22 protein-coding genes and 1 tRNA gene are annotated in these 23,103 nt (G+C 58.4%); 11 read left to right on the forward strand and 12 right to left on the reverse strand.

Annotation, left to right across the window (positions count from 1 at the left end):
• Window positions 1-71 precede the first annotated feature (71 nt).
• A complete protein-coding gene (locus tag ALB80_RS14055) occupies window positions 72-905 on the forward strand; it encodes a LysR family transcriptional regulator (protein ID WP_050604721.1) in 834 nt (277 codons plus the stop codon).
• Here the strand turns inward: ALB80_RS14055 and lptF are convergent.
• Together lptF and ALB80_RS14070 are read right to left on the reverse strand one after the other, a co-directional pair.
• Entirely contained in the window at window positions 902-2,041 is a 1,140-nt protein-coding gene (lptF, locus tag ALB80_RS14060; RefSeq protein ID WP_050604722.1) for an LPS export ABC transporter permease LptF, read from the reverse strand. The two genes, ALB80_RS14055 and lptF, sit on opposite strands and share 4 nt — an antisense overlap.
• A gap of 741 nt (window positions 2,042-2,782) precedes the next feature.
• Window positions 2,783-2,858 (reverse strand) — tRNA-Trp (locus tag ALB80_RS14070).
• A 141-nt stretch (window positions 2,859-2,999) separates the two neighbouring features.
• On the opposite strand from ALB80_RS14070, the gene ALB80_RS14075 reads away from it, so the two are divergent.
• Complete coding sequence (locus ALB80_RS14075) at window positions 3,000-3,704, forward strand: lysophospholipid acyltransferase family protein (RefSeq protein ID WP_050604724.1); 705 nt, start codon at window positions 3,000-3,002, stop codon at window positions 3,702-3,704.
• Here the strand turns inward: ALB80_RS14075 and ALB80_RS14080 are convergent.
• The 5 genes from ALB80_RS14080 to ALB80_RS14100 all read right to left on the reverse strand — a co-directional run bounded on the left by ALB80_RS14080 (window position 3,701) and on the right by ALB80_RS14100 (window position 10,874).
• Complete coding sequence (locus ALB80_RS14080) at window positions 3,701-3,946, reverse strand: MoaD/ThiS family protein (RefSeq protein WP_050604725.1); 246 nt, start codon at window positions 3,944-3,946, stop codon at window positions 3,701-3,703. The genes ALB80_RS14075 and ALB80_RS14080 overlap by 4 nt on opposite strands.
• The gene (locus ALB80_RS14085; RefSeq protein ID WP_050604726.1) at window positions 3,939-6,194 is read right to left on the reverse strand and encodes a xanthine dehydrogenase family protein molybdopterin-binding subunit; all 2,256 of its coding nucleotides are present in this window, start codon (window positions 6,192-6,194) and stop codon (window positions 3,939-3,941) included. Before ALB80_RS14085 ends, ALB80_RS14080 begins: the two co-directional genes overlap by 8 nt.
• Window positions 6,194-6,673 carry a (2Fe-2S)-binding protein gene (locus ALB80_RS14090; RefSeq protein WP_050604727.1) on the reverse strand — a complete coding sequence of 160 codons (480 nt, stop codon included), beginning with the start codon at window positions 6,671-6,673 and terminating at the stop codon, window positions 6,194-6,196. Before ALB80_RS14090 ends, ALB80_RS14085 begins: the two co-directional genes overlap by 1 nt.
• Window positions 6,670-7,536 carry a xanthine dehydrogenase family protein subunit M gene (locus tag ALB80_RS14095; protein WP_050604728.1) on the reverse strand — a complete coding sequence of 289 codons (867 nt, stop codon included), beginning with the start codon at window positions 7,534-7,536 and terminating at the stop codon, window positions 6,670-6,672. Before ALB80_RS14095 ends, ALB80_RS14090 begins: the two co-directional genes overlap by 4 nt.
• A 125-nt stretch (window positions 7,537-7,661) precedes the next feature.
• The gene (locus ALB80_RS14100; protein WP_050604729.1) at window positions 7,662-10,874 is read right to left on the reverse strand and encodes a reductive dehalogenase; all 3,213 of its coding nucleotides are present in this window, start codon (window positions 10,872-10,874) and stop codon (window positions 7,662-7,664) included.
• Between the two features lie 75 nt (window positions 10,875-10,949).
• Between ALB80_RS14100 and ALB80_RS14105 the strand changes: the two genes are divergently transcribed.
• Window positions 10,950-11,852 carry a LysR family transcriptional regulator gene (locus tag ALB80_RS14105; RefSeq protein WP_050604730.1) on the forward strand — a complete coding sequence of 301 codons (903 nt, stop codon included), beginning with the start codon at window positions 10,950-10,952 and terminating at the stop codon, window positions 11,850-11,852.
• On the opposite strand, the gene ALB80_RS14110 is transcribed toward ALB80_RS14105, so the two are convergent.
• Window positions 11,843-12,694 (reverse strand): LysR substrate-binding domain-containing protein, encoded by an 852-nt coding sequence (locus ALB80_RS14110; protein ID WP_050604731.1) that lies wholly within the window; start codon window positions 12,692-12,694, stop codon window positions 11,843-11,845. The two genes, ALB80_RS14105 and ALB80_RS14110, sit on opposite strands and share 10 nt — an antisense overlap.
• A gap of 103 nt (window positions 12,695-12,797) precedes the next feature.
• Between ALB80_RS14110 and ALB80_RS14115 the strand changes: the two genes are divergently transcribed.
• On the forward strand, window positions 12,798-13,499 hold the full coding sequence (locus tag ALB80_RS14115; RefSeq protein WP_050604732.1) for an SDR family oxidoreductase: 702 nt from the start codon (window positions 12,798-12,800) through the stop codon (window positions 13,497-13,499).
• Between the two features lie 2 nt (window positions 13,500-13,501).
• Here the strand turns inward: ALB80_RS14115 and ALB80_RS14120 are convergent, their stop codons facing one another.
• From ALB80_RS14120 to ALB80_RS14130, 3 genes are all read right to left on the reverse strand, one after another.
• On the reverse strand, window positions 13,502-14,773 hold the full coding sequence (locus ALB80_RS14120) for an FAD-binding oxidoreductase (protein ID WP_050604733.1): 1,272 nt from the start codon (window positions 14,771-14,773) through the stop codon (window positions 13,502-13,504).
• Window positions 14,774-14,959: 186 nt separating this feature from the next.
• Window positions 14,960-16,117, reverse strand: coding sequence for an acyl-CoA dehydrogenase family protein (locus ALB80_RS14125; RefSeq protein ID WP_050604734.1), 1,158 nt, complete (start codon window positions 16,115-16,117; stop codon window positions 14,960-14,962).
• A 142-nt stretch (window positions 16,118-16,259) separates the two neighbouring features.
• The gene (locus ALB80_RS14130; protein ID WP_050604735.1) at window positions 16,260-16,823 is read right to left on the reverse strand and encodes a TetR/AcrR family transcriptional regulator; all 564 of its coding nucleotides are present in this window, start codon (window positions 16,821-16,823) and stop codon (window positions 16,260-16,262) included.
• 306 nt (window positions 16,824-17,129) lie between these two features.
• Between ALB80_RS14130 and ALB80_RS14135 the strand changes: the two genes are divergently transcribed.
• The 3 genes from ALB80_RS14135 to ALB80_RS22220 are packed head-to-tail and all read left to right on the forward strand — an operon-like array spanning window position 17,130 to window position 18,434.
• Complete coding sequence (locus ALB80_RS14135; protein ID WP_050604736.1) at window positions 17,130-17,594, forward strand: nuclear transport factor 2 family protein; 465 nt, start codon at window positions 17,130-17,132, stop codon at window positions 17,592-17,594.
• Between the two features lie 11 nt (window positions 17,595-17,605).
• Window positions 17,606-18,226, forward strand: a complete 621-nt coding sequence (locus tag ALB80_RS14140; protein WP_050604737.1) for a pyridoxamine 5'-phosphate oxidase family protein — start codon at window positions 17,606-17,608, stop codon at window positions 18,224-18,226.
• A gap of 49 nt (window positions 18,227-18,275) precedes the next feature.
• Entirely contained in the window at window positions 18,276-18,434 is a 159-nt protein-coding gene (locus ALB80_RS22220) for a hypothetical protein (protein WP_157054215.1), read from the forward strand.
• Window positions 18,435-18,441: 7 nt separating this feature from the next.
• Here ALB80_RS22220 and ALB80_RS14145 read toward each other — a convergent pair whose 3' ends face one another.
• Window positions 18,442-19,104, reverse strand: coding sequence for a TetR/AcrR family transcriptional regulator (locus tag ALB80_RS14145; RefSeq protein ID WP_050604738.1), 663 nt, complete (start codon window positions 19,102-19,104; stop codon window positions 18,442-18,444).
• A 65-nt stretch (window positions 19,105-19,169) separates the two neighbouring features.
• Here ALB80_RS14145 and ALB80_RS14150 point away from each other — a divergent pair, with 65 nt between their 5' ends.
• The 4 genes from ALB80_RS14150 to ALB80_RS14165 are packed head-to-tail and all read left to right on the forward strand — an operon-like array spanning window position 19,170 to window position 23,075.
• A complete protein-coding gene (locus ALB80_RS14150; protein ID WP_050604739.1) occupies window positions 19,170-20,486 on the forward strand; it encodes an NAD(P)/FAD-dependent oxidoreductase in 1,317 nt (438 codons plus the stop codon).
• Window positions 20,483-21,385: a bile acid:sodium symporter family protein gene (locus tag ALB80_RS14155; protein WP_050604740.1), complete on the forward strand. Its 903-nt coding sequence runs from the start codon at window positions 20,483-20,485 to the stop codon at window positions 21,383-21,385. Before ALB80_RS14150 ends, ALB80_RS14155 begins: the two co-directional genes overlap by 4 nt.
• The gene (locus tag ALB80_RS14160; RefSeq protein WP_050604741.1) at window positions 21,382-22,314 is read left to right on the forward strand and encodes an SDR family oxidoreductase; all 933 of its coding nucleotides are present in this window, start codon (window positions 21,382-21,384) and stop codon (window positions 22,312-22,314) included. The genes ALB80_RS14155 and ALB80_RS14160 overlap by 4 nt, the downstream gene beginning before the upstream one ends.
• Complete coding sequence (locus tag ALB80_RS14165) at window positions 22,311-23,075, forward strand: SDR family oxidoreductase (RefSeq protein ID WP_050604742.1); 765 nt, start codon at window positions 22,311-22,313, stop codon at window positions 23,073-23,075. Before ALB80_RS14160 ends, ALB80_RS14165 begins: the two co-directional genes overlap by 4 nt.
• The last annotated feature ends 28 nt before the right edge of the window (window positions 23,076-23,103 follow it).

Consider the following 23,103-nt stretch of genomic DNA (forward strand, 5'->3'; position numbering starts at 1 on the left):
TAGGATACCGCAACTCTGTTGCTCAAAAAAATGAATTGATTTTATCAGTTCGATCAAAAAATACTCTCGCCATGCAAATCAAAGCTCTTGAAACCTTTCTGTGTGTTGCCGAAACGGGTGGTTTCCACGCGGCGGCCCGAAAGCTGAATGTGACCCAGACAGCCGTCAGCGCGCGTATTCGCCTGATCGAAGAGGAAACCGGCAGGCCCCTGTTTACACGCGGCGCCGGGGGCACGACGCTGACCGAATTCGGGCGGCAATTCAAACCCTATGCCGAACAGATGCTATCCCTCTGGACCTTTGCCTCGCGCGATTTGCCTGAGCAGACCCAAAACCGCCCGGCTCTGCGCCTGGGTGGTCAACTCAGCATATGGGACCCATTGTTGGTGGATCTCGCCGTGCGCTTTGAACAACGCTTTGACAAGCTGCTGCTGACGCTGAACTACGATCACGATCTGAACATGGTCGAGGCAGTGGCGACCTATGTTCTGGATGCAGCGATTACCCATGAAAAGCCCACGGACCGACGCGTCACATGGTGCGAGTTGGACCCCGAAGTTTTGTCATTGGTGCAGACACCACAGAAGGAAATCACTGACGATGACTTGGTTTTCGTCAATCTGGAGTTGGGCGAAATCTATCAGGACCATGTCAGATCCGCTGCGCGGCGAGCGTCCGGTCAAACCCTGTTTCTGGGCAACTGCATGATGGCATTGCGCTATGTTCTAAATAGGGGCGGATGCGGCTACTTTCCCGATTACGTCATTTCGGACCATCTGATCTCAGGTGATCTGGAACGGGTTGTAGACGGCATCGCCCTGCCCTTGCCTATGTTTCTGGTCGCCCGCAGCGACCAGCCGGAATTCGATGACCTTCGCAGCTGTTTGGTCGATCTGCGTAGCTAGGCAGGTGCGGGCGCCACCTTGTCCGGTCGCGCCCGTTTGCGCAGGATCGGGCGGCCCGCGATCAGCAGGAAGACGCCCGAAATCAGCACACCCATGATGGCGGGCAAATAGAGCAGGATCCAAAGCTTAGGATCATCGATCACAACAGGGGAAACAAACCCGCGCACACCTTCGAGCAGCACCAGAATGGTGAAGGCCCCCAGGATTTGAGGCCAGAGTCCAAACCGGGAAAAGCTGCCCAGCATCAGTGTTGAGTACCCGGCCAGAGCAACAGCGATGCAGATAGCGATCCAAGAAAACCGCTGGTGCAGTTCTTCGACCAGTTTGCCCTCACTATACCCTTCGGTGGCAAAAATCTCATCCCGGTTTTGGACCAGCTCGATGGTTGGGATGGCCTCCAGGCTGCGTTGGGCCATAGGGCTTGTGCTGGTCAACTCCGAAATGTCGTACGACGCATCCTGAAACAGGGTCGAGGACAACCGCCTGCCCTCTTTGGTCAAGCGCAGCGCTACGCCGTCGACCATGACAAGGTGAATGCCGGTGTCGTTGTTAACCAGATATGCGGTCGCGCTGGAATAGCTGACGGCGTTTTCAGGGTTGCGCCGATCCGAGACGAACACCTCATGCAGCGTCCCATCCAGATCGATCCTGCCGATATATACGGTGACACCTTCTGCGGGGTGCAGAAACTCGCCTTCATTCAGCAGTTGGGCGGTCACATCCCCTGCAACCTCAGCTTGCCGGATTTCCAGCTGCTCGACCGATGCAGGGCGCAGGAAAACACTGATGGACGCCATCATCAGCCCGGTAATCGCCCCAAAGAGAACAACGGCGCGGGCCAGCCTGCGGGGGCTTGAGCCTGTGGCCAACATCACCGTCAGCTCACTTTCGCGGCTGAGGCGGTTGGTGGCGTACACGGCCGCAGCGAACACCGCCATGGGCATGACCGTGCGGATCAGGGTTGGCAGGGTCAGCGCGGTGAATTCAAGAAACACCAGTGCCGACTGACCACCACTGATCACGCGGTCAAACAAGCTGACAGACCGGGTGATCCAGAACACACCGACCAGCACAAGGGTGAAAAAGCCAAACAGAATCAGCAATTGCCGCAGGAAATATCCATCAAAACGCGACATGGGCCCTCGTGCGTGTGTTCATTTGCAGCGGACACTAGGGCATTCGTGTGGAAGAAGGAACCGCAATGCGCGGAATTCCAGATGAAGGGGATCAGAGGTAACCCACCGCACAGCGTACCAAACCCCAGCCGTCATCGACACCCGCGTCCTTGAGGCCTTGTGCCAACGCATCGGACAGGAACAGTATTTCCGGAACCTTCGGGTCAAGCCAGATATCAGGTCCACCCAAGGCGTCGGGAACAACAACAGGATCTGACTCCTGACCACTACGAGGCCGGCAAAGTACTCCGCCGCCTATATTGTTAAGAGGTGCCCTGTTGTCACCTTGCGGCCCTAGCGCTTCGTTATTCCCCATCGCGCATTTGTTGCCGACATTCAGCTGGTAGTAGGGCTCAGATGTGGTGCGTTAGGTTTCTTCCGAGTTCATGAGCGTGATCGGATGCAGAACCGTATTGCCAAGGTCAAACGTCTCCAGATCTCGCCGACCATCTCCGAAGTGAGGAGGTCTCGGCGCTTCCATCCCTTGCCAGCTTCGTGAAGAAGATTGGTATATTTCTCACGCTGATCGTCAGGCATTGCTTTCCTGCGGTGCAGACCGAACTCTCGACGACTTACGAGTGTACTCTTATTAATACTGTTTGTCGTGGTTGAGACCCAGACACACATGTCAGGATCAATTCTGGGAGGTTTCGATACACACAATCCTCAGATCAACGACCACTCAACGCAAAGAAAGGAAAATGGCAGGGGCAGCAGGGTTCGAACCCGCGACCTACGGTTTTGGAGACCGTCGCTCTACCAACTGAGCTATACCCCTGTGGTGAGCCCCAGATATGCCAGCCGCGCGGCGGACTCAAGAGGCTTTTTTAGATTCCGCACCACTATCTGATCCGACAAACAAGTTGCGCAAAACGTGCAGTGCGATAAGACAAGGTCCGGCCAGTAAAAGGAAGCCCGCGTGAACCTCCGCAAGAAGATCGCTGACAGCGAAGTTGTGCTGAACTGGGTGGCACGTCGGATTGCCAGCTATATTCGATTGGTCAATCGAACCACGCGCTGGCAGCGTATCGGGTATGAAGAGTTGGACCAATTGGCCGAACAGGGTGAGCCGGTTATCGTTGTGCTGTGGCACCAGCGACTGGCGCAGTCCCCGTATTTCTTCCCACTGGACAAAGGCAGGATCTGTTCGATCACGTCCGCTGCCCGCGCCGGCAGCATGGTCGGTCGGGTGCAAGAGCAATTCGGCATGGACACAATCGCCATGTCCAGCCACAAGCGGCACGTGGCCCTGTCGCGCGAAGTGCTTGGAAAGATGAAGCAAGGTATTTCCATCGGTATTGCTGCCGATGGACCACGCGGGCCAGAACGGGTGCTGTCGACTGTGCCCCTGGTTTGGGCGCGTACCTCGGGCAAACGGGTGTTCGGCATCACCTTTTCTGCGAAACATGGGCGCGAGGCCGGTACATGGGATCGCCTACTGATGCCACGCCCATGGCGTAATGAAGGGGTGTTCTTGTGCCGTGAATGGACCGATACGGTGCCTCGCAAGGCCAGCGAAGAAGAACTTGAAGCCCTGCGCCTGAGCCTTGAGCAGCACATGAACGACATCACAGCCGAAGCCGACCGGATGGTCGGGCGCGAGCCGTGGTCGCCTGATGCTTAACCGCCCCTGAGGCGTTGCATCAGATAGATTTCGCTGCCCTCGGGGATTGGTTCCGTCAGCCCGGTGGCAATAACGCGCCCGTTGATTGCGATGGAGACGCCCGCATCAATTGGTGCCTGCAATTGCGGATGCGCCTGGACCAACGCCACCAGAAGCTCTCCGGTGGTTTTGGCCTCGACCTCGACCACATGATGGCCCCCGGTCAATGACCGGAGGCCGGACCAGAGATGGACCTCAACCATTGTCCTTGAGCGCAGCCAGAATGCGCGGGGGGGACATCGGCAGTTGCTTCATCCGAACACCCGCCGCATTGGACACCGCGTTGGCGATTGCGGCCAAAGGCGGCACGATGCCTGTCTCGCCAACACCGCGCACACCAAACGGGTGGCCGGGGTTGGGCACTTCGACAATCACAGTGTCGATCATCGGCAGGTCGCTGGCAACGGGGATGCGATAGTCGAGGAAGATCGAGTTCTGCAACCGGCCATCCTCGCCATAGACATATTCCTCGTTCAGCGCCCAGCCTATACCCTGTGCCGCACCGCCTTGGAACTGGCCCTCGACATAGGTGGGATGGATCGCCTTACCGGCATCCTGAATGACCGTATAGCGGGTGACGCTGGTCTTACCGGTTTCCGGATCGACCTCGGCATCGACGATATGGGTGCCAAAGGATACGCCAGCACCTTCAGGGGTCGCCTCGAAATGGCCTGAGATCGGACCACCGGTGGACCCCATATCAGCGGTGATATCAGCCAGTGGCATCGGATCGAAATCGCCCGCATTGGGACCCGAGGGCACGGCGCAGCCGTTCTCCCATTTCACCGCATCCACCGGGATGCCCCATTTGGCCGCCGCGCGTTCACACAGTTTCTCGACCGCGTGTTTTGCGGCCTTGATCGTGGCCAGGCCTGACGCGTAAGTCACACGCGAACCGTGGCTCACGTCGTTGTAACCAAGTGTCGCTGTATCGGCGACGGTCACACGGATGTTCTCATAGGCGATGCCCAGAACCTCGGCGGCCATCAGCGCCATGGATGCCCGCGACCCGCCAATGTCAGGTGTCCCGACCATCAACTGTGCCGAGCCGTCCTCGGACAACGCCAGAGACACCGAAGTCTCACCACCATGGTTGAACCAGAAGCCACAGGAAATCCCGCGCCCCTGCCCCGGTTTCAGGGGGGCCGCATAGTGCGGATGCGCCTTGGCAGCTTCGAGTGTTTCAACCAGACCGATACGCTCGTAGGTCGGGCCATAGCTGGCCTTGGTGCCCTCATGCGCGGCGTTTTTCAGGCGCACGTCGACCGGATCGAGGCCCAGCTTGTTGCACAGCTCATCAATGACCGACTCTACGGCGAAGGCACCCATAGGCGCGCCCGGCGCGCGGTAGGCCGCCTGTTTCGGGCGGTTCGACATCACGTCGTAACCGATCTGCTTGACGTTGTTCAGGTTGTACGGCGCAAAGGCGCACATGGCGGTCATATCGCCCGGAGCACCCGGGAAGGCCCCGCCTTGCAAACGGAACACTCCTTGTGCTGCCGAGATCGTGCCGTCCTTCTTCATGCCGATCTTCACATCCATTGATGCGGAAGAAGTTGGTCCAGTGGCACGAAACACTTCCGACCGCGTCATGACGACCTTGACCGGACGGTTGGCCTTACGGCTGAGCGCCAGCGCGACAGGTTCGATAAACACCGTCGTTTTACCGCCGAAACCGCCACCGATCTCGGATGCGGTGACACGCAGTTGCGAGGTTTCGATCCCCAGCAGGGCCGCACAGGTCTTTTGTGCGATCCAGTGACCTTGGGTGGTGCACCACAGCTCACCCTTGCCGTCATTGCCCAGCATCCCCAGACAGGCGTGCGGTTCGATATAACCCTGGTGGGTCGCCTCAGTCACAAAGCTGTCTTCAATGACCAGATCAGCGTCGGCAAAGCCAGCCTCGACATCACCGTGACCACTTTCGTGATAACGGACAACGTTTGGATGCATCCCTTCGGGCACAGAATAATCCGCGGCCCCTTCCCGGATCACAGGTGCATCGGGGGTCATCGCCTTGTCCACATCGGTGACGTGAGGCAGCACCTCGTATTCAACCTCGATCAGCTTAAGCGCATCCCGTGCGGCCAGAGCGGATGTCGCCGCAACCGCAGCCACCGCGTGACCGTCATAGAGCGCTTTTTCGCCGGCCATGACGTTTTCGAGAACGTTATAAAACTCGCCCTCGAGCCCCGGCCTGAAGGGTACATCGGCAAAGTCAGCACGCGTTACAATGGCTTTGACGTCTTTGTGCGCCTCGGCCTTTGACGCGTCGATCTTCACGATCCGCGCATGAGCGTGAGGGGATCGCAGAACAGCACCATGCAGCATACCGGGGGCCGAGATATCCGCACCGAACTTGGCGCGACCTGTCACCTTGTCCAGACCGTCAGGACGGTTGGGGCGGGTGCCCACAAAAGTGAAGTCTGATTTACGATCGTCCAGAGCCATTATGACGCCTCCCGCAGTTCAGCCGCTGTATCCATCACGGCGCGAATGATCTTGTCATAGCCGGTGCAGCGGCAAAGGTTGCCTGCCAGCCAATACCGCGTTTCCTCTTCGGTCGGGTTTGGGTTTTTCTCGAGCAGCGACTTGGCCGCCACCAGAATGCCCGGGGTGCAGATACCACACTGCAAAGCCGCGTATTCGATCATCTTCTGTTGCAGCGGATGCAGAACGTCGCCGTCTGCAATGCCTTCAACGGTTTCGATCTGCTTGCCCTCGGCCTCGACCCCCAGCATCAGGCAGGAACAGACCAGACGGCCATCAACGGTGACAGAACAGGCACCGCAATCGCCGGTACCACAGCCTTCTTTCGCGCCGGTCAGGTTCAGCTTGTCGCGCAGACAGTCCAGCAGGGTTTCGCGCGGGTCACAGAGGTATTCGACCGCGTCTCCGTTCACGGTGGTGGATACGTGGAGCTTGCTCATGCGTTTTCTCCCTTCGCGCGGGCATAGGCGATTTTCGCGGCGCGTTTGGCCAGAACGCCAACGACCTCGGTGCGGAACGCGATGGTGCCGCGCTTGTCGTCAATCGGGTTGCAGGCAGCAGACGCGGCGGCGGCCAGTGCATCCAGGGTCGCATCGTCCAAAGTGCTGCCAAGGATGGCCTTGGCGCAGTCCTCAACCAGCAGAACGGTCGGAGCGACCGCGCCCAGCGAAACGCGGGCCTCGATGATGGTATCGCCGTCCAGTCGCAGGTCTACACCTACGCCAACCACAGCGATGTCCATTTCGGTGCGCGGGATGAAGCGCAAATAGGCATCGCCTGCATTCTCGCCACGGGCGGGGATGTTGACGGCCGAGACCACCTCACCCTTCGTCAATGAGGTCTTGCCGGGGCCGGTCGGGATATCTTCGACCGCGACCTCACGCGTGCCATCCGGTCCCGTGACCGTGACAGTCACACCAGCTGCAACCATGGCAGGCACGGAATCAGCCGCCGGTGAGCCGTTGCACAAGTTTCCGGTCAGCGTTGCGCGTCCTTGCACCTGGGTTGAGCCGATCAGGTCCATCGCCTCAACCACGCCCGGCCAGTCTTGGCCCAACTCGGGGTGCTCGCTCATCTCTGCACCGGTTGTGGCGACGCCCAGCGTCCAGCTGCCATCAGCATTGCGGGTGATGTCGTGTACACCGTTGATTTTCTTGATGTCGATCAGCGTATCAGGCTTCACCAGTTCCGAGCGCAACTGCACCAATACGTCGGTGCCGCCTGCCAGAAAACGTGTGATGCCCGTCGCATTTGCGGCCAAAGCCGAAGCTTCGGCAAAGCTGGCGGGGCTGTGATAATCCATGAAGCTACCTCGTACCTGTTGGTCAGGAATATCTGGGTTCGCGGCGACGTTAATTCACCCCTTGTCCGGCGTCCATGGGCCGAACGACCAAAATTCAAATTCTAGATGTCGCTTTTAGGCCGGGGTCAGAGATCAAGCTCGATCACCCCATCCGGTTCCGCCGCGCGGCTTTGGCACAGGATCATTGCCCCTTCACGCTGTTTCTTGGACAAAACGAAATCCCGGTGTTCGATCTCACCCGTAATCACGCCGCACTTACACACGCCGCAGATGCCGTCGGCGCATTTCACATCCACGTGAAAACCTGCCTCGTTCAGAACCTGTGCCGCATCCTTGTCTGCGGGCACGGTTAGCGTTTTCCCCGAACGCGCCAGCTTGAGTTCAAACGGATGGTTCTCATATTCGGGCTGTTCGGGAACCGAGAAGTATTCCAGATGCCGGGACTCTTCGGGGAAACCCTGCCGCTCTGCCGCTTGTATCACCCCGTCCATGTAACGATCCGGCCCGCAGGTGTAGACATGCCAGCCGTCCTGATAGCCGGACAAGATTACATCCAGATCGGCGCGAGTACCTTCATCTGAGAAATGATAATGCACGCGATCTGCCCAAGGCATCGCGGCCAGATCCTCCAGATACCCTGCCCCGTCCCGCGTGCTGGCTGAGTAGTGCAGCTCGAACTCCCGACCCAAAGCGTTCAGGCGATGAGCAAAGGCAATCATCGGAGTGATGCCGATGCCGCCGCCCATAAGGAATGCTTTGGTTGCCGTTTCATCCAGTTCAAAATGATTGATCGGTTTTGAGATGAAGACCTTGCGCCCCTCGGAAAAGATGCGGTGCAGCAGGGCCGAACCGCCACGCCCCTCATCCTCGCGCAGCACGCCGATCTGATAGGTTCCCTGATCCGATGGGTCGCCGGACATCGAATATTGCCGCAGGAATTCCGGCGCGACGAGCACGTCCAGATGTGCGCCCGCTGTCCATCCCGGCAGGGGCGCACCGTCCAGAGGTGAGAATTCATACTTCGTAACGTCTGAGGTCATCCTATCGACCTTGGTCACGGCAACCCGCATCACAGGTGCATCACCTGCAACCTGATAGCGGTGGATAACCGACATATCCCCGCTGGCCCTGCGGGCCTTGTATTCATCGGCTGTCACCATGGCCTCGTAGGCCGCAATTCCAGCCTCACGATCCATGGCAAACGGATAGGGCCAAGGGTGCGGTGCCAGATAGGCCGGATAAACGGCCAGGGTCTGATCCTCGAACTTCAGGTCCAGATCCTTTTGCAGATCGCGCCTGTTCAGCGGATGGGTTGTGGGACGATACGCTCCGTCGGACTGCAACTCGATATCCCACCACCATTTTTTGATGTCGTTCAAGCCGCCATTGCCGACCGCATCGTCCAGTTTGGCCATTGCAGGCGCCGCAGAGGGGATGTTCATCGCAGCCCATCGAAAAGGGCGTTCCTTGAAGATACCTTCGAGGTTCCACGGGCAGGTTTTCATGCACCGTCCGCACATCGCGCCACCCGGTGTTGTGACCCGGTATGTGGCGCATTTCTGGCTGTCGGATTTCCAGATTTCATAGCCGTTGAACATCAGCTTCGGCCCGGCAGTTATTGCGCCAGATGGGCACTCGCGTGCGCATTTGTTGCAGCTTTCGCAGAAGGTTTGCAGGCCGAAATCAATGGGTTTGTCGTGCTCCATCGGCATATCTGTGGTCACCGCACCGGATTTCAGGCGTGGGCCGAGGTAGGGATTCAGTATGACTTCTCCGATCCGGCTCACCTCACCCAGACCAGACAGCAACAGCAGCGGAGGTTGCAGAACCTCACCATCCATCACCGTATGCGCCTTAGCCTTGTAGCCGAGGTTGCGGATCTGTTGTGCAATCACTCCGCCCAGAAGCGAAAACCGCAGATAGGCGCGCATGGATTGGGCGACGCTGATCCAGTCGTCACCGCTGGCGCCCTCCATCGTTTCATAGCCCTGATCGATGATCATGCTGATGGCCTGATTATGAGGCGGCTCGATTACCTCGCCGGTTACGTCATGGGAGTACCAAGCCCATTCTGGGCAGCGGCTGAGGCCCACTGCATCGACCCCCAGAAAATAGGTCGCCGCCTTGATGTTGGCCGCATTACGTTGGGCGTTGGTGGGCTTAGGTGCATTCGTGCTTTCGCCGTCCTGCAACAGCACGAAGGCACCTAAGGCACGACGTTGAGCAAAGCTGGGCGCGGCCTTGCGGACGTAATAGCCGCCCTTCGCCGCATCCTGCAGCGATTTGCCCATATCCCCGAATTGCGCACGGGCAAACATGTCGGCGCGTTTGGGCACACGGGCGACATTTTCTTCGTCTATATAAGTGGTTGGGGTCTCGACCCGCTTGAGTTTCTCGAAGGGATGCGCCCCGTCAACGTAGCGCCGTTTTGAATACGGGTCACGGTTCAGCGCATTCTTGGCAAAACCCTTTCCCAACCACCAGGCAGGTCCTTGCGTCCGAAACCACGGCTGTTGCGCCATAGGTTCAAGCGGTCGATCATGGGCTATCGGCATCTCGGTCGTCACAGCGGCCAAACCAAATCGCGTGCCCAGCCAAGGCACGACGATCTTGCCGTTTTCGACCGAGGCCAAACCAGCGGCAACTGCCAACTTACCCAGATCGACCTCAGAGGACATCATGCTGTGCGCCCGCGCGTCATAGCCCAGCAGGCGGATATAGTTGGCGATGACCACCGCGTTTTCGGTCGCCAGCAGACAGGCGCGATGATCCTGCGCGTTTGCAATCCAGTCCGCACCGGGTTCAGACGGGTCTGGGTCACGGTTGTGTTCGTAGAGGAACACGATGCTGTGACGGTGGCTGTCGATCGGCTTCGGCGCAGCCTCCATACTGTCTTTCAGATCAGCCATGATGACGTCAATGCCCGAGGCCAGCGTCTTGGTCTGCCGGGTGCGCAACGCATGGGCAAGCCGGTCGATATCAGGGTTGCGGCGTGGTTCCGCCAGCAACGCGTCTGACGGCAACGGTCCGCAACCCATCATTGACGCGTCGTTGAAATACCCAAATGCTTTCAGATGGTTGGCGCGTTCAAGCGGGTCTGATGGGATATCTGACGCAATCGGGTTCACCAACCCATCGCGGATCGCGTCCATCATCGCCTGAAACTCTCGCATCGCGTTGACGATGCTGTCGGGTTGCTCTGGTCGGTGAAAACTCAGGTCAGTCATCGAAGGTACGAGCGACAGGTCCGGGATGTCGCCCATCCTGGCCAGCCGCTCCAGCGGGTAACGGCCCATGTGAACGGGCCTGTTTCTATCCGAGAAAAAGCGGATTCCCATCCTATGCCTCCTGCTGCTGCTCGACCTCTAACCCGCCATGGACAGCAAAACCATTCATGCTTAATCATAAGCGGTATGAAAAAAATTGATTTCACTGATCTCGACGGCAAGGTCCTGCGCACATTTCTGACCATACTCGAGGAAAGTTCTGTTTCGAAAGCCGCGGACCGACTGGGTGTCACGCAATCAGCGATCAGTCATACGTTGGCCAAGCTACGGCAGGTGCTGGGCGACCCGCTGTTTGTCCGTTCCGGTCAGGGCCTGATCCCGACCGAACGCGCCTTGTCCCTGAAAGACCCGGCGCAAAGCGTATTGGACGGGATGCGCGCACTGACCCAGGGTCGACCGTTCAACCCCTTGTCCGAACAGATCGACATACGCATCGCCACCAATGACATGCCGCGCGAGTTGATCTTTCCACGTTTGCTGCGCGAATTCCGCGCCGAGGGCGCGCGTCTGCAATTGGAATTCATCCCGTCAGGCGTGCCCGACCCCGATCTGCTGCGCAGCGACCGGTGTCAGCTGATGCTGACTCCTTTACCTCCGGACGGCCCGGATATCTTTCAGAAACGCCTGATGATCAGCCCCTTGATGGTTTTCTACGACGCCGCGCAACGTAAACCGCCGGACAGCTGGCAGGCCTATTGCGACAGCGAGCATGTCGAGGTGCGCTTTGCCGATGGCCGCAACGCCCGCGCTGTCATGCGTGGCGTTGATCAAAGCCAGATCAGGCCAGCGGTTGTGACCCTGCCGCATTTCAATGCAATCCCGGCTTTCGTGCAGGGCAGTGACCTGATCTCAACCGACACGGCGCTGATGAAGCAAGGTCCGCTGGCCGCGTTGGATTGCGCACCGCTGCCTTTCGAATGCGCGCCCGTTTCCATCTACATGGTCTGGCATCAGCGATCTGCAAATGATCCTGCCCATCGCTGGTTGCGTGCCCGGATCGAGGCCATCGCGGCCACCCTTCAGACCTGAGACAGCAGCCAGTTGCGCATGACGTCAACCAGTTGCGGCTGACGCGGCTTGCGAGGCGCAACCACATAAAACCCCAGGTCTTCGATCAAGACGTCGTTAAGTGGTTGAACAAGGTGGCCCGTGGCAATCCCGCCCGCCACCAGTGGCGCATCGGCCAAGGCAATCCCCTGACCCGAAAGGGCGGCATCAATCGCCAGGCTGGTCTGGCTGAAGTTCATCATCCGAGGCTTTCCGTTTACGCCCACCCTTTCCAGAAACATGGGCCACAGCCCGTGGGTGTCATTCAATAGGACTTGCCCCAGCAGGTCAGAGGGATTGCTGACTTGTTCAGCGATGACAGGGCAACACACGGGAATGAACTCGGCTGAGAACAATGGTACCGCATCCAATTCAGAACCAAACGGCGCCCTGCCTTGCCTGACTGCCAAATCCACGCCATCCGATTTGAAATCGGCCAGGCGTTCGCGTGCGTCCACCTGAACCGAGATATCCGGATGTAAGTCGATGAAATTCGATAGCCTCGGTACCAGCCATTTTGAGGCAAAGCTGGGCGTGACCGATAAAATGATCCGACGATCCGGAGATAACTCTTCTACAGCTTCTTCGATCAACCGGAAGGCCCTGCGCAAAGGCGCATGAAACCTGCGTCCGGCTTCGGTCAGCCGCAAACCACGCGGTAGACGGTCGAATAGAGCTTCGTCCAACCTAGCCTCAAGCCCCCTCACTTGCTGCGCGACAGCGCCTTGTGTCACGCCAAGTTCTTCGGCGGCCAGCCGAAAGTTCAAATGACGCGCAGACGCTTCGAAAGCCCGCAAGGCGTTCAGAGGTGGAAGGGCGGCCATAGTTTTATCCTGTAAATTTTCTACAGCATAGAACCAGCAGAACTGATTGGTCAAACCGAGTTCAGATCGCCATCTTGGGAACAAATGAAAACGGAGAGATCAGATGGAAAAAGTAGCACTTATTACGGCAGGCGGCAGCGGCATGGGCGCAGATTCCGCTCGGAGGCTGGCGGCGGACGGATACAAGGTTGGCATTCTGTCCGCCTCGGGCAAAGGCGAAGCTTTGGCACACGAGCTGGGTGGCGTCGGTGTTACCGGCTCGAACCAGTCCACCGAGGATTTGCAGAAGCTTGTCGATGCAGCAATGGCCCATTGGGGACGCATTGACGTACTGGTCAATTCCGCCGGTCACGGCCCCCGCGCCTCGATCCTTGAGTTAACCGATGAGGATTGGCACACCGGCATGGATGTCTATTTCCTGAACGTGGTCCGCCCGACGCGGCTGGTGACCCCGATCATGCAGGCGCAGGGTGGTGGGTCGATCATCAATGTATCAACCTTTGCGGCGTTCGAACCTGATCCGGTTTTTCCAACTTCGGGCGTGTTCCGGGCCGGTCTGGCCGCCTTCACCAAGCTGTTCTCGGACAAATATGCCGCCGAGAATGTCCGCATGAACAACGTCCTGCCTGGCTTCATCGACAGCCTGCCCGAGAAAGAAGAGTTCCGCAGTCGCATCCCGATGGGGCGCTATGGGCGTAGCTATGACGAGATCGCCTCGGTCGTGGCTCTGCTGGCCTCTGAAGGGGGCGGCTACATCACCGGGCAGAACATCCGGGTGGATGGAGGTATCACCCGGTCTGTCTGACCTCAGAACCGCGCCTTTACCAGATGTGTCAGTGCCGCGCCAGTTTCGAAAAAGGCGCGGCGCACGCGTGTCCAGCTTTCGTGATGCTCGGACACGGCAGGAACCGGCAAGAGAGAGAGGTCATTCGCCAGAAGGCTTTCGGCCATCATGCGACCGAACACCGTGCCCGGTCCGATGCCGCGTCCTGAATACCCGTGCGCGGCCAAAGCGTTGGGACCGATCTTCGTGATCTTCGGAATATGGTCCGAAGTCATCGCGATGCGCCCGTGCCACCCCTGTTCAAACGGTTGGTCGGCCAGTTGAGGATAGAGCTCGGCCAGCTTGCGTCGAACCCAGCCGGAATGTGCACCTTGGCCCGCATTTCCCAGATCGCCCATACCACCAATAATCATCCGCCCCGCCTTATCCAACCGGAACGACGTCATGATCAAACCGGTATCCCAGCACCCCTCTTCTTTCGGCAGAATGCTGGCCCGCAGATTGTGCGACAACGGAGTGGTTGCGTACTGGAAGTAGTAGACCGGTACGTAGGCGGGCGCGGTGTCTGGCAAGCCCAGGTGATAGGCGTTGGTCGCCTGAATGACAGACTTGGCTCGAACCACCCCTCCCGGTGTGGTCAGCACCCATTGGTCGTTTTCGTTGCGCATGGACTGTACCGGGCTTTGCTCGTGTATTTGCGCCCCGGCCTGCATAGCCGCTCGGGCCAATCCCACCACATAAGCCAAAGGCTGAATGGTTCCTGCGCGGGGGTCGAACAACGCCCCATGGAACGCATCGCTGCCGGTTCTTTCGCGGGCCTGATCCGCCGACAACAGTTCCACCGGCGCGCCTGATGTGCTCAGCTGTGCATAGCGCGTTTGCAGGTTCTTCAATCCGGCTTCTGAATGCGCGCAATGCAGGGTTCCGTTGCGCACAGGTTCACAATCGATGCCGTGATTTTCAATCAATGCGAACACATCTGACGGGGCCTGCGCCAGCAGGTCGATCAGACGATCCCCTGCCGCCTGTCCGACATGCGCGCGGATTTCGTCCGGTGGCAACCAAAGACCCGCATTGGCCAAACCGACATTACGGCCTGATCCGCCGTAACCGATCCCTTGCGCTTCCAGCAGACAGACCGACGCACCAGCCTGGGCGGCTGTCAAAGCGGCGGAGCAGCCGGTGTATCCTCCGCCAATGACCGCCAGATCAACAGCAGTATCAGCGGTCAATGGCGGTGCTGAGACCGTCTCGGTGCAAGTGCTGCGCCACAGAGCATTTTCGGGATCGTTCACATCGGACCTCTGAGTCTTTTGCCCGGATCATCATGCCGTTTCCCGCCCTTTGCAAGCGGGCACATCAAGGCGCATCTGCGACCAAAAAGACCTCGCAGGCGCGGGCATTGCCCTGGCCTGCCGGGCCCAACCGGAGAAGGCATTCCGTCAGGAATGATGAAGACAGGCGGGAGGTCCCGGATAGCTTCAGACGTCGAGCGAGCGCGCGATCAGTTCTTTCATGACCTCATTGGTGCCGCCATAGATCATCTGCACCCGCGCATCCGCATAAAGACGTGCAATCGAATATTCCATCATGAAGCCATAACCGCCGAACAGTTGCAGGCATTCATGCATGATCTCGTTCTGCACCTCTGATCCCCAGTATTTCGCCATCGAGGCGGTGGCCGCGTCCAGCTCTCCTGCTTCCAGCCTGCCGATACAATCGTTGATGAAGCTACGCAGAACCTCGGCCTTGGTCTTGCATTCCGCCAGTTTGAACCGGGTGTTCTGGAAGTCCATCACCCGCTGACCGAAAGCTTTGCGTTCCTGCACGTATTTGACTGTTTCAGCGATGGCGAAATCAATCGCGCCCAGCGCCATAATCGCGATGTTCAGCCGTTCCCACGGCAGTTGTTTCATAAGCTGGTAGAAGCCCTGCCCTTCTTCGGCCCCCAACAGGTTCGTCATCGGCACTTTGACGTCTTCAAAAAACAGCTCGGCTGTGTCGTTGCCCTTCATACCCAGTTTTTTAAGGTTTCGTCCCCGTCGGAAGCCGTCGGCCCCTTCGGTTTCAACCACGATCAAGGACACACCACGCGCGCCTTCGGACTTGTCGGTCTTGGCTGCCACGATGATCAGATCCGCGGTCTGCCCATTCGTGATGAAGATTTTCGAACCGTTCAGACGGTAGGAATTGCCGTCTTTCTCGGCCGTCGTCCGCACAGCCTGTACATCTGATCCGGTGCTGGGTTCCGTCATCGCCAGCGCAGCGACCATCTCGCCCGAGGCAAGTTTGGGCAGCCATTTCTGCTTTTGGTCCTCGCTGCCATAGGCGGTGAGGTAGTGCGTCACGATCGACTGAATGCCATATCCCCAACCAGCATCACCGCGCGCGCCCTGTTCATAGGCGGTGATCGCATCGAACCCCATACCGCCACCGACACCTCCGTATTCTTCAGGGATTGCCCCTGCCATCAGACCAGTTTCGCCTGCTTTGCGCCAGAAGTCGCGATCCACGACGCCCTTTTCGACCCAGGTTTCGATATTGGGCGACAGTTCGTCATCCATGAACCGGCCCACCATGTCGGCAAACATGCGGTGTTCGTCGGTGACCCACGCGGCGGTGGAAGTGAAAAGTGGCATCGAACGCTCTCCAGTCAGTCTTTACGCAAAGCCTAGCGCTCCGCCCGATTCACGCCAATGCATGTGACGCCGCGTCCTGCAATGAAACAACGCAACGTTCCTTACCCGCGGATATAATAAGAACCTGTTTGCTTAAGCAGGTTTAGCCCAACGCCGTGGCCAGCAGGTTTTTCGCCGCATCCTTGGCGTCTTGCGCCGGATCGCAGTTTTGAAGCAGAACGGCAGAAACAATTGCCCCCTCCTGCAAAAGCACGATCTGACAGGCCAATTTCTGAGGATCACGCGCACCTGCCTGCTCTGCGACTGCCGTGAAATGGTCTAGAAGCAGTTGCTTATGCTCGGCTGCCTGCACATGGATAGGGTGATCCCGGTCTTGGAATTCAGCGCCTGCTTTGATGAACATGCAACCCCGGAATTCATCTTCTTCGAACCATTCTTTCAGGGCATCAAAACTGACCAGGATTTGCTCGGCCGGTGTCTCTGCCATCTCATTGATACGTTTGAAGAACCATTCACGGAAGTTTTCGTCCCGCAGACGCAGTGCTGCGAGGATCAATTCCTCCTTGGTGCGGAAATGCTTGTACATCGACGTTTTGGACACACCCGTTTCCACCACCAGCTTATCCATGCCAGTCGCGTGAAACCCATCGCGGTAAAAGACCTTTAGGGCCTTGCTCACCAGTTCGTCCCGTTTGTTTGGGCGCATGATTCGGCTCCTTAGTGTACCGTTCAGTACATATTAGCCCGAAACACGAAGTACAATAACAACAGGTCAAGCCTTTGATTTTATTAAGCTTAATTAGAGTCAAAAATCTCACACTGATATTTTTTTAAACTTGCCCTTGCAAAAGTTAACAGATCGGTACACTTTGAACTCAGAAGTTAACCGATCTGTACACCAAAGGACCTGACCGATGAAACGTCGCGCTAGTATTTTCCCACCTCAGTACGTTCCGTTCCTTCTGACCATGGCCCTTCTGGCCGCCTCACTCACCTGAAAGATCTCTGCCCAATGCCTCGTCCGCCTCTGCCCCCTTTCACGTTTGAAACCGCCACTCAGAAAATACGTATGGCTGAAAACGCCTGGAACAGTCGTGACCCTGATCGGGTGACGTCGGCCTACACCGATGACAGTCAATGGCGAAACCGGGTCGAGTTTCTGTCCGGTCACACCGACATCCACGCCTTTTTGACGCGCAAATGGCGGAAGGAACTGGACTATCGCCTGATCAAGGAACTCTGGGCTTTTGCGGAAAACCGCATTTCCGTGCGCTATGCTTATGAATGGCGAGACGACAGCGGCCAATGGTTCCGCTCCTATGGCAACGAGAACTGGGAATTTGCGGAAGACGGGCGCATGTCACACCGCCACGCTTCACTAAATGATCTGCCGATCACCGAGGATGACCGCCTGTTTCACTGGCCGCAGGGCGAACGCCCCGAGGATCATCCCGGATTGTCAGATTTGGGTCTTTGAAAGGACATACCATGCCCCGTGCATTTTCCGAACGCGCCTTCACCCCAGCCGTCCGCGCCCATCAAGAGCGGATGGGCTCGGCAAAAACCTATGCCAAGTTCATCGAAGATGGGCCACAGCAGGGCCATCTGATCGGTGAACCTGAGAAAGAGTTCATTCAGGCACGGGACGGGTTTTACCAATCCACAGTATCCGAAACCGGCTGGCCCTATGTGCAGTATCGCGGTGGGCCCGTAGGATTTTTGAAAGTGCTGGGGCCGCAGACCATCGGCTATGCGGATTTTTCAGGCAACAAGCAGTATATCTCGCGCGGGAATCTGGATGGCAATGATCGGATCGCGATGATCCTAATGGATTACGCCAACCAGCGCCGCCTGAAGATCCTGGGACGTGTCGAGTTTACCGAAGGCGAAGCCGCCGCCGCCAGTTTGTATCCCGATGAGGCCGAGGCCCCGGCGGAACGGGCTGTCATAATCCGGGTCGAGGCGCTGGATTGGAACTGCCCGCGCCACATCACCCCGCGCTTCACCGAAGCCGAGCTGCGCCCCCATCTGAACACGCTTGGACAGCAGCTGGCCCAGTTGCAGGCAGAGAATGAGCGGCTGAAGCAAGAGCTGGCCAAGTTCGGCTGACGCGGCTGGCGATGCCGGGATTTCGGCAAAAAGGAAAGGAATTTACGCGATGGTACGTTCAGTCGTTCAACTCTCAGCAGCCTGTATTGCGGCGGCAGCCTTGATACTGCTGATCGTGATGCTTGGATTTTTTGCCTCACCCAGCGCTGTGCGCACGTCTCCTTCCGTGTTCAGTACGATGCTGTTTGATCACTTGCAGCAGGAGTGAAGCGCAGTCAGCCCCGACTGGTTTGGACCATCGCCGCGATTCCGGCGGCGCAGAACGCGACCAATGGCTCTAGGTCAGGCTGATCGCCACCCTGCGACAGCGCCTCGACCCGCCAGCCGCTGTTGAGATGCGCCAGCATGGCCGAGACAGAATACACCTGACCGCTAGCCAACACGGCAGGATCGACATCGGGATAAAGAGTCGCAATCTCGGCAATGAAACGTTGGGCCGTCGGATCGAAACACTCTGCTGCAATGTCGCTCCACCGTGGATCGACGGACACATGCGCGACCAGTCGGCCATAGGCCATCCATCCCGGTCCACCAGATTCAGCCAGTTCTACATAAGGGCGGATGAAGCTGTCCAGAATGCTGCGCAATGTCAGCGGTCCGTCGGCCCTGGCTTTGGTCAGCGCCTCGACTCGTAGCTGCGCCAATTCATCCGCGCGGCGGGCGACGGTTCGATAGAAAAGTTCCTCTTTTCCACCGCCGTGATGGTGCACAAGGCCGATCTGCACCCCGGCCAAAGCGGCGATATCGCGGATCGAGGCACCTTCGAATCCCCGTTCGGCAAAGACCAATTCCGCAGCATCCATGATCCGCGCGCGCGTCACCAAAGACCGCTTGGAGGGCGCCCTTTGCCTTGGTTTTTCGATGTTTTTCAGACTCATGAATTTCATCTTGCCTTATTTTGGTCGATCGTTCAAGTTAAGCCTCGCGAGCTTTGGGAGGGTTCATGACAGAAACGCGCGACGCATTCGCCTTGATCGGGGCGGGACCGATGGGATTGGCCGCAGCCAAGGTGCTGAAGGAACAGGGCATCGCATTTCAGGGGTTCGAGCTGCATTCGGACGTGGGCGGTCTGTGGGACATCGATGCCCCCAGATCAACCATGTATGAGACAGCGCATCTGATCTCGTCCAAGCGTATGACCGAGTTCGATGATTTCCCGATGGATCAGGCGGTGGCCGAGTACCCCTCGCACAGGGCGATGCGCGACTATTTTCGTGCATTTGCGGATCATTTCGGATTGCGCAAGAACTACAGGTTCAACGCTGAAGTCACCCGGATCACACCACTGGGCAATCCGGGAGAAGGCTGGCGTATCAACTGGCGCGATGCAGAGGGCGACCACCAGGCTGACTTCGCAGGGGTCATGATAGCAAACGGCACCCTGTCGGAACCGAACATGCCCAGCTTTCCCGGATCGTTCGACGGCGAGTTGATCCATGCCTCGCGGTATCGGTACCCCAGCCAATTCGACGGCAAACGCGTGTTGGTCGTGGGGGCGGGCAATTCCGGCTGTGACATCGCGGTAGACGCCATCCATCACGCAAAACGCTGCGATCTGTCGATGCGCCGCGGATACTATTTCGTCCCGAAATACGTTTTTGGAAAACCCGCTGACACGATGGGTGGCAAGATCCGCCTGCCCATGTGGTTAAAACGCAAAGTGGACAGCCTGATCCTCAGCTGGTTTGTCGGTGACCCGCAGAAATACGGCTTTCCCAAACCGGATTATCGGCTTTACGAAAGCCATCCGGTGGTGAATTCACTGGTGCTGTATCACGCGGGCCATGGTGATCTGCGCATTCGCCCCGATATCGAACGGCTGGAGGGTCACACCGTTCACTTCAAGGACGGCACCAGAGAAGACTATGACATGATCCTCGCCGCAACCGGATACAAGCTGCACTATCCGTTCATCGGCAAGGATCTCCTGAACTGGCGGGGCGATGCTCCGCATCTTTACCTGAACACCATACACCCCGAACGAGACGATCTGTTTGTGTTGGGCATGGTCGAGGCCACGGGTCTGGGCTGGCAAGGGAGGCACGAACAGGCCGAGATGGTGGCGCGCTATATCAAGGGTCTTCAAAACGGTTGCCCGGCGGCGGCCGATCTGAAAGCCGATAAACAAAAAGACTACAAGCGCGCCACCGGAGGCATGAACTATATCGACCTGCCCCGCATGGCCTATTACGTCGACAAGGCCACCTACAGAAAGGCTGTCACTGGCTGGATTGAACGGCTGCGGAAAGCCGCCGTATGAGTGGTATCGACGAGATCACGCTGAATTTTAGCCCAGCGTCGCTGACCCTGTTAAACGCGATCCTGGCGATTGTGATGTTTTCAATCGCGATCGATTTGACGCCACGGGAATTTGATCGTCTGAGACGCGCGCCGAAACCGGTGATTGTCGGGCTGCTGTCTCAATTCGTCGTTCTGCCTGCGCTGACCTTTGCGCTGGTATGGGTCACGGAACCGCGTGCGTCTATTGCGCTGGGGCTGATCCTCGTGGCGGCTTGTCCGGGCGGAAATATCTCGAACTTCATCACGCATCGGGCCGGCGGCAATGCGGCGCTGTCCGTGTCGATGACCGCATTCGCCACCATCGGAGCGATTTTCATGACCCCCTTCAATATCGCGCTTTGGGGTGGGCTGTATCCGCCGACCCGCGCGATCCTGCAGCAGATACAGATCGACCCTGTGCAAATCGCCATTCTCGTTGGCCTGATGCTGATCCTGCCGCTGGTTCTGGGCATCACACTGAATCAGCGTCGACCCGCCCTGACCGCCCGCCTGCGCGGGCCGCTGCAATACCTGTCGATGGGTATCTTTGCCGCCTTCATCCTGCTTGCCCTGGCCGCCAACTGGGGGTTCTTCCTCAGTTTTGCCGGGGCTGTTGCCGGGCTTGTGGTCCTTCACAACGCCTTGGCGCTGGGGGGCGGTTGGGTCGTGGCCACTCTGACCCGGCTGTCCCCCTTCGACCGTCGCGCGATCACCATCGAGACTGGCATTCAAAACTCAGGGCTTGGGTTGGTCTTGATCTTCGCCTTCTTCCACGGGCTGGGCGGCATGGCCGTTGTTGCCGCGTTCTGGGGCATCTGGCACGCGATTTCGGGCATTGCCCTGGCGTCGGTCATGGCCCGAACCGAGGCCGCGCGATGACCCGTATTCTGATCACAGGCGCCGCCGGTATGGTCGGGCAAGCACTACTGCCCGAACTTGAGGGACATGAGGTCTTTGCCACCGACCTCAAACGCCCGGAGACGCTGCCGGAACACGTCGCCTTTCTGCCCATGGACGTGACAAGTGACGCGCCTGCTCGCGTGATTACCAAGGTGAAGCCGGATGTCATCGTGCATCTGGCTTCTATCGTGACGCCCCCGCCCAAGATGGGACGCGCGGCAGCATACGCTGTTGACGTCGAAGGGACCCGCAAGGTGGTGAACGCGGCCATCGCTAACGGGGTGCGCCGGTTGGTGGTCACATCGTCCGGCGCTGCTTATGGGTATCACGCGGACAACCGTGTTCCGCTGCGCGAGAGTGACCCGCTGCGGGGCAATCCCGAATTCCCCTATTCAGATCACAAACGACAGGTCGAGGAAGCGCTGGCCGAAGCCCGTAGAGCTGCCCCTGATCTTGAACAGGTCGTTCTGCGCGTAGGAACGGTTCTGGGGGCTGGAACCGAAAACCAGATCACCGCCCTGTTTCACAAACCTCGACTGCTGGCGGTGACCGGCAGCGAAAGTCCTTTTGTGTTTATCTGGACGCACGACTTGGCACGTATACTGCGGCGCGCTGTCACGGACGGGCCACCAGGTATCTTCAACGTCGCCGGCGACGGCGCGATGGGTGTCACCGATCTGGCCCGCGCCATGGGGAAGCCGGTTCTGCGTCTGCCCGCCTGGGCACTAAAAGCGGCTTTGGCCGCCGCGCGTCCGCTGGGCCTGTCACGCTATGGGCCGGAACAAGTGCGGTTCCTGCAATATCGGCCGGTTCTGGACAACTCAGCCCTCAAATCAGAATTCGGCTACACACCCGAAAAAACCAGCGCCGAGGTGTTCGCGCTTTGGCAAAAGCAGGCCGGACTATGAAAACCGCTGTCATATCAGGCGGGGCGGGTGGTTTGGGGCAAGCCCTGAGCCGCGCTCTGCAAGTCCGCGGTTGGCGCGTCGTGTTGCTGGACCTTGATGTTTCGGGCCTGGTCTCCGGGCCGACCCAGCTGCCAATCGCCTGCGATCTGACAGATCCCGAACAGCTTGCCAGTGCAACGCAAAAGGCCGTCAGATCCAGCGACAGCATAGATCTGGTCATCTACAACGCCGGGGTTACGCAAATTCGAGGGTTTGATCAGTCTGACGCCGCCAGTCACCGAATGGTGTTCGACATCAACTATTTTGCAGCCGTTGAAATGGCCCGCGCGTTATTGCAACCGGTCCGCGCATCAAAAGGGATACACTTGGCGATCTCGTCCGTGGCCGGGTTCGCACCGCTTTATCACCGGACGGCATATGCTGCCTCGAAACACGCGCTCGAAGGGTTTTTCAAGTCGCTCCGCTCCGAAGAGGCACCTCATGGCGTTCAGGTTCAGATTGCAGCGCCGTCTTTTGTGGCCACCAACCCCGGCAACGCGCAAGAACAGGCGGATGGCACTGCGCGACCCGGATCGGCAAAGGACGGATTGGACGAGATGAGCCCTGATGCAGCCGCTGAAACGATCCTGCGCGGGTTGGACAAATCGCAGCCCATGATACCGGTTGGCCGTGTGGCGCGTATATCATGGTGGCTGAATCGCCTGTCGCCGCGCCTCTATCAGCGAATGATGGAGCGAAACATGCGCGGGTCCGACAAATAGAAAATTGCCATAGACCCTTGACCTTCCC

The organism is Ruegeria sp. 6PALISEP08, assembly GCF_001238295.1.
Taxonomy (GTDB): Bacteria; Pseudomonadota; Alphaproteobacteria; order Rhodobacterales; family Rhodobacteraceae; genus Ruegeria.